At 71.2% G+C, this 6071-nt stretch carries 6 protein-coding genes and 1 pseudogene; 2 read left to right on the forward strand and 5 right to left on the reverse strand.

From position 1 onward, the window contains the following. The 5 genes and pseudogenes from FUT87_RS14305 to FUT87_RS31730 form a co-directional block, all read right to left on the reverse strand. A partial coding sequence (locus tag FUT87_RS14305; RefSeq protein ID WP_186830538.1) for a CHASE3 domain-containing protein occupies nt 1-709 on the reverse strand: 709 nt, incomplete at its 3' end. A 16-nt stretch (nt 710-725) separates the two neighbouring features. Further along, on the reverse strand, nt 726-1301 hold the full coding sequence (locus FUT87_RS14310) for a chemotaxis protein CheW (protein ID WP_175538326.1): 576 nt from the start codon (nt 1299-1301) through the stop codon (nt 726-728). Further along, on the reverse strand, nt 1298-2665 hold the full coding sequence (locus FUT87_RS14315) for a protein-glutamate O-methyltransferase CheR (RefSeq protein WP_147241443.1): 1368 nt from the start codon (nt 2663-2665) through the stop codon (nt 1298-1300). The genes FUT87_RS14310 and FUT87_RS14315 overlap by 4 nt, the downstream gene beginning before the upstream one ends. After that, on the reverse strand, nt 2662-2904 hold the full coding sequence (locus FUT87_RS30725; RefSeq protein ID WP_255511839.1) for a hypothetical protein: 243 nt from the start codon (nt 2902-2904) through the stop codon (nt 2662-2664). Before FUT87_RS30725 ends, FUT87_RS14315 begins: the two co-directional genes overlap by 4 nt. 17 nt (nt 2905-2921) lie before the next feature. Further along, a pseudogene (locus FUT87_RS31730) lies at nt 2922-3191 on the reverse strand (chemotaxis protein CheW); the annotation flags it as partial. Between the two features lie 282 nt (nt 3192-3473). Between FUT87_RS31730 and FUT87_RS30730 the strand changes: the two are divergent. Beyond that, the gene (locus FUT87_RS30730) at nt 3474-4214 is read left to right on the forward strand and encodes a TetR/AcrR family transcriptional regulator (protein WP_254783436.1); all 741 of its coding nucleotides are present in this window, start codon (nt 3474-3476) and stop codon (nt 4212-4214) included. Between the two features lie 51 nt (nt 4215-4265). Further along, the gene (locus FUT87_RS14330; protein ID WP_147241446.1) at nt 4266-6056 is read left to right on the forward strand and encodes an acyl-CoA dehydrogenase C-terminal domain-containing protein; all 1791 of its coding nucleotides are present in this window, start codon (nt 4266-4268) and stop codon (nt 6054-6056) included. The last annotated feature ends 15 nt before the right edge of the window (nt 6057-6071 follow it).

Genomic DNA, 6071 nt, shown 5'->3' on the forward strand with positions numbered 1-6071 from the left:
GGGCGCCGGCGGCCTGCTGGTTCGCGGCCGCCTGCAGCTCCGCCGAGGAGCGCTGCACATGCTTGACCGCCGTGCCCACCTGGCCGCTGAGCGCGCGGTTGAGCGTCAGCGCCGCCGCCAGCACCAGCAGCGCGCCGGCGACGGTGCCCCAGACGATGGCCATGCGCACGCCGGTGGCGGCGGACTCGACCTCCTGCGCGCGCTGGCGCAGCAGGTCGTTCTCCTCCTCCTCCATCTGGGAGATCACCGCGCGCAGTTCATCCATGCGGCGCTTGCCCTCGCCCAGGCCCTGGACGCGCATGGCCGCCTCGATGGTGGACGTGCGGCGCGACTCGATGCGCTCCTTGTGCAGCTGCATCAGGCCCTCGATCATGGCCGTGGCCTGGTTCAGCCGGGCCTGCTGCCCGGGGTTGTCGCGGATCAGCGGCCTGAGCTCGGCCAGCTGTCGCGGCAGGTTGGCGACGGCGTGGCGATAGGGGTCCAGATAAGGATCCTCGCCGCTGAGCAGGTAGCCGCGCTGGCTGGTCTCGGCGTCCTTCATCAGGCTCATCAGCGCCTCGACGTGGGTCAGCGCCGCATGGGTGCGGGTGACCTGGTAGCTGGTCTGCGTCAGCAGGTCGACGCCGCGATAGGCCAGCGTCCCGATGAGCAGCAGCAGCGCGAAGGACAGCGCGAAACCCATCGACAGCTTTCTTCCGAAGGTCCACATGGCACGGTGCTCCCTGTCATCGGCCGGCGGCGCCGGCGCTTGTCGTTGTGGTGAAGGATCCCGCCGACGGCTCGCCGAGCTGGCTGCCGGCGACGGCGGCGATCAGGCCTTCCAGCTCGATCAGCGGGCGCAGCGCGCCGCCGCAGCGGACCGCCCAGCCGGTGCCGGCCGCGTCGCTCTGCTGCAGGCGATCGCCAGGCGTCAGGCGCCATTGGCCGTCGAAGCCCTCGAAGGCGAGCGCCAGCGGCGCGGCGCGCGCGATGGCCCACCAGCGCACCGCCGTCGCGGCCCCGCGGCCGATCAGCGCGCGCAGGTCGTAGAGCGGCAAGACCTGCCCCTGGTGCCCGGCGAGCCCGAGCAGCCCGGGTGCGGTGGCGGGATAGGGCGCGGCGGGCATGGCGGGCTGCAGTCCGGCCAGATCGGCCAAGTTCAGGGCAAACGGGTCGCCGGCAATCCGGATGCCCAGCACGTCCAGGACGGCGTCGTCATCGCCCAGCCGTCGCGGCTCGGCGAAGGAGCGGTCGAAGGCCGCCCGCCATTCGTCGAGCTGGCCCTCCAGCGGGTCGGAGCGGTCGGAGCGGTCGAGCGTCATGCGCGGGCCTCCTGGATCTCGTCGCGGCACAGGCGCCGCAGGTCGTCGCGTTCGAAGCCGCCGCCGAAACGCCGCAGCCGCTCGGGCGATTCGTCGTCCAGCAGCGCCAGCGCCCGCCTCAGTTCGCGCCGCGCGGCGACGATCTCGCCGCGACGCCGGGCCAGCAGGCCCAGGCGCAGGTGCGGCAGGGCGAAGGCGGCGTCCTTGGCGGCGGCGCGCTGGTGATGCCATTCCGCGGCGGGGAGCTGGCCGCGCTCCTCCATCGCCAGCCCTTGCAGGAACAGCACCTCGGCCTGCAGCGCGGCCGGTGTCTGCGGCGCGATCAGCCGGGCGCAGGCGCGCAGGCCGTCCTCGATCTGGCCGGCCTCGACCAGCAGCAGGGCCTCGTCGAGCAAGGCCTGGTCGGCGCGGTGGGCGGACGCGGCCTCGAACGCCGGCCCGTGCGCCAGCGAGGCCGTCGCCGGCTCCGGCGCGGGGGCTGGCCAGGGAAAGGGCCAGGCGGGCGCCACGTCCGCGCCTTCGCGGCGATAGAAGAAGCAGCCATGCGCCTGGCGCAGCGTCAGCCCGGCGGCCTGCGCCTCGGACTGGCCGCGCAGTGTCTCCGCATGGCCCAGGAACAGCACGCCCCCCGGTGCCAGCGCGCCGACCAGGTGCTGGATCGCCTGGCGCAGCGCCGTGGGCGCCAGGTACATCAGCACGTTGCGGCAGAAGATGATGTCGAAGCGGTCCGGTGTCCAGAAGGCGGCGTCGGGCTGCCCCAGCTGGCGGGGCTCGAAGCGGACCCGCTCGCGGATCGCGGGCAGCGGCGTCCAGACGCCCGGTTCGACGGCGCGGAACCACAGCTCGCGCAGTTCCGGCGGCGTCGCGCGCAGGCTCCATTCGCCGTAGCGGGCGGCGGCCGCGCGCGCCAGCGCCGCCGGGTTCACGTAGACGGCCAGCACCTGCCAGTCGACGCCCTGCGCCGTCAGGCCGGCGCGATGCAGCGTGATGGCCAGGGTGTAGGCCTCCTCGCCGCTCGCGCAGCCGGCCGAGAGCGCCCGCAGGCCGGTGGACGTCGCGCGGCGCACCATCGACGGCAGCAGGTCCACGCGCAGCGCGTCGAACTGCTCCGGGTGGCGGAAGAAGAAGGTCTCGCCGACCGTCAGCTCGGCGGCGAGCGCATCGAGCCGGGCGCGCGTCGGCGCCTGCTCCATCTGGTCCAGGAAGCGCGCCGGACCGCCCGGCCCGGCCACCCGCGCCAGCGCGGCGGCGAGCCTGTCGTCCTGGCGGTCGTCGAACTGCAGGCCCAGGCGGGCGGAGAGCAACGTCCGCAGGCGCGGCAGCAGCGAGATCAGGGCGGCATCGGACGGCGACGGCCGCGTCATGAGGCCGCTCCCCGATGGCTGGCGGCATCGCCGCCGTCCGCGGCGGAGAGGGCCGCGGTCGGCGGCAGGTCGTCCGGAAACAGCCGGGCCTGGTCGAGCACGGCGATCAGTTCATCGTCGCGCTCGGCCAGCGCGCTGACGGCACCATGGTCGCGGTCGCGCAGCAGCGGGGGCAGGGCGCGGAGTTGCTCCGCCGCGAAGGTCTGCAGGCCCAGCACCTCGGCGACCGCCAGCGCCACTCGGCGTCGCCGGCGCGGACGACGACATAGCGGCGCACCGCCGCGGCGTCGGCCGGCGCGGGAGCTGCGCCGGACTCGGTCAGTCCCAGCAGGCCGGCCAGGTCGACGACCGGCAGCCAGTCGCCGCGGATGCGCGCGAGCCCCTGGACATGAACGGCCGGCGACTTCAGCGGCCGCAGTGGCTGCGGCCGCAGGGTCTCCTCGACGGCATCCAGCGGCAGGCCACACAGCCGGGATCGCACCCGGCACACCAGAACCCGGAACATGCCATTCAATGGCTTGTGCATTCTTCTGGCTCCCTGTTTGCGCCAGTCTATGCCGGCGTCGGGCGGACAGGCGTTGCCGAAGGTCACTGGCCGGCGCGCCCGCGAGTCACCCAGCGTCGCAGAGAAGTCCACGCCTCGAGCTCGGGTAAACCCTCGGATATCGCCCGACCCCAGCCTGCCAACTCGGGTCTGCAGCCTGGCTTTTTTAGGTCTGCACCACTAAAAAGGGGTGGGCAAGGATTGCCTTTCCGACCCGGAACTGCTCAAAATAGAACGATCGTTCGTTTTATTATTCCGGGCATCGTGTCCACCTCCCCCGTCACCGCCGCCAAGCCCGCCGCCGCCGTCGCGCGCCGTGGCGCCCGTTCGCTCCAGAAAGGCCAGCAGACGCGCGCCGCGATCCTGGACGCGGCGCTCGGGCTGGCCTCGCACATGGGGCTGGAAGGCCTGTCCATCGGCGCGCTGGCCGATGTGACGAAGATGAGCAAGTCCGGCGTCTTCGCGCATTTCGGCTCGCGCGAGGAACTGCAGATCGCGGTGGTGCGCGAGTACCACGCCAAGTTCGAGGAAGAAGTCTTCTACACCGCGATCCGCCAGCCGCGCGGCCTGCCGCGCCTGCGCGCGCTGTTCGAGCGCTGGGTGCACCGCACCTCGGTGGAAGTCGACTCGGGCTGCATCTACATCAGCGGCGCGGTGGAATTCGACGACCGGCCCGGCCCGGTGCGCGACGCGCTGGTCGGCATGGTGCGCGACTGGCACGCCGCGATCCGCAAGGCCATCCTGCTGGCGCAGGAGGTCGGCCACCTGGTGCCCGAGGCCGATCCGGACCAGGTGCTTTTCGAGATGCACGGCCTGATCCTGTCGCTGCATCACGACGCGCGTTTCCTGCGCAGCCCCGGCGCGCTCGCCCGCGCCCGCACGGGCCTGGAGCGCATCCTCGACAGCTTCGCCACGCCGGCCGGCCGCAAGGCCGATGCCCAGACGCGGCAGACGCCTCCTCACTCCGCCTCCGCGAGCCCGGCCCCGAGCCGCAAGCGCGCCTGAGCGGGGCGAGTCCCTTTCGATCCCTTCACAGAACCATTCAGGAGAGCCCTCATGCCTCAGTACAACCCGCCCCTGCGCGACATGAAGTTCGTGCTGCACGAGCTGCTGCACGCGGTCGACGAGCTGAAGCTGCTGCCCGCGCATGCCGAGGTCGACGAGGACACGATCAACGCGGTGCTGGAAGAGGGCGGCAAGTTCGCCGCGGAAGTCCTGACCCCGATCAACCTGTCGGGCGACCAGGAAGGCTGCACGCTGGACAAGTCCACCCATGAGGTGAAGGCGCCCAAGGGCTTCAAGGAAGCCTACGCGCAGTACGTCGAGGGCGGCTGGCCCGCGCTGTCGTGCGACCCGGCCTATGGCGGCCAGGGCCTGCCGGTGCTGCTCAACCAGTGCATGTACGAGATGATGAACTCGGCCAACCAGGCCTGGACGATGTACCCGGGCCTGAGCCACGGCGCCTACGAGGCGCTGCATGCGCACGGCACCGACGAGCAGAAGGCCACCTACCTGCCCAAGCTGACCTCGGGCGTGTGGACCGGCACGATGTGCCTGACCGAGCCGCACTGCGGCACCGACCTGGGCCTGCTGCGCTCCAAGGCCGAGCCGCAGGGCGACGGCACCTACAAGATCACCGGCCAGAAGATCTTCATCTCCGCCGGAGAGCACGACCTGGCCGAGAACATCGTCCACCTGGTGCTGGCGCGCCTGCCGGACGCGCCGGCCGGCTCCAAGGGCATCTCGCTGTTCATCGTGCCCAAGTTCAAGGTCAACGCCGACGGCTCGCTGGGCGAGCGCAACCCGGTCTACTGCGGCGGCCTGGAGCACAAGATGGGCATCCACGGCAACGCCACCGCGCAGATCGTGCTGGACGGCGCCGTCGGCACGCTGGTGGGCCAGCCCAACAAGGGCCTGCAGGCGATGTTCGTGATGATGAACGCCGCCCGCCTGGGCGTGGGCAACCAGTCGCTGGGCCTGACCGAGGTCGCGTACCAGAACGCCGTCGCCTACGCCAAGGACCGCATCCAGATGCGCGCGCTGTCGGGCCCGAAGGCGCCGGACAAGCCGGCCGATCCGATCATCGTCCACCCCGACGTCCGCAAGATGCTGCTGACCGCCCGCGCCTACGCCGAAGGCGGCCGCGCGCTGTCGGCCTACGTGGCGCTGCAGCTGGACAAGGCCCTGTCCAGCGACGACGCCGACGAGGCCAAGGCCTGCGAGGACGAGGTCGCGCTGCTGACGCCCATCATCAAGGCCTTCATCACGGACAACGGCTGGATCGCCACCTCGCACTGCATGCAGGTCTTCGGCGGCCACGGCTACATCCACGAGTGGGGCATGGAGCAGTTCGTCCGCGACGCCCGCATCAACATGATCTACGAGGGCACGAACACCGTGCAGTCGCTGGACCTGCTGGGCCGCAAGATCCTGGGCAACAACGGCGCGACGCTGAAGAAGTTCGGCAAGAAGATCGCCGAGTTCGTCGAGGAAGAGGGCACGAGCGAGGCGATGCAGGAGTTCATCAATCCGCTGGCCGACATCGGCGACAAGGTCACCAAGCTGACCACCGAGATCGGCATGAAGGCCTTCCAGAACCCCGATGAAGTCGGTGCCGCCGCGGTGGACTACCTGCGCGTCGTCGGCCACCTGTGCTTCGCCTACATGTGGGCGCGCATGGCCAAGCTGGCGCTGGAGAAGAAGGACTCGGGCGATCCGTTCTACACCGCCAAGCTGGCGACGGCGCGCTTCTACTTCGCCAAGCTGCTGCCGGAAACCGCGAGCCTGATCCGCACCGCCCGCGCTGGCCTGAACCCGCTGATGGAAATGGACGAGGCGCTGTTCTGAACGACAGCGTCGCGG

The sequence above is a fragment of the Mitsuaria sp. TWR114 genome, assembly GCF_007997345.1.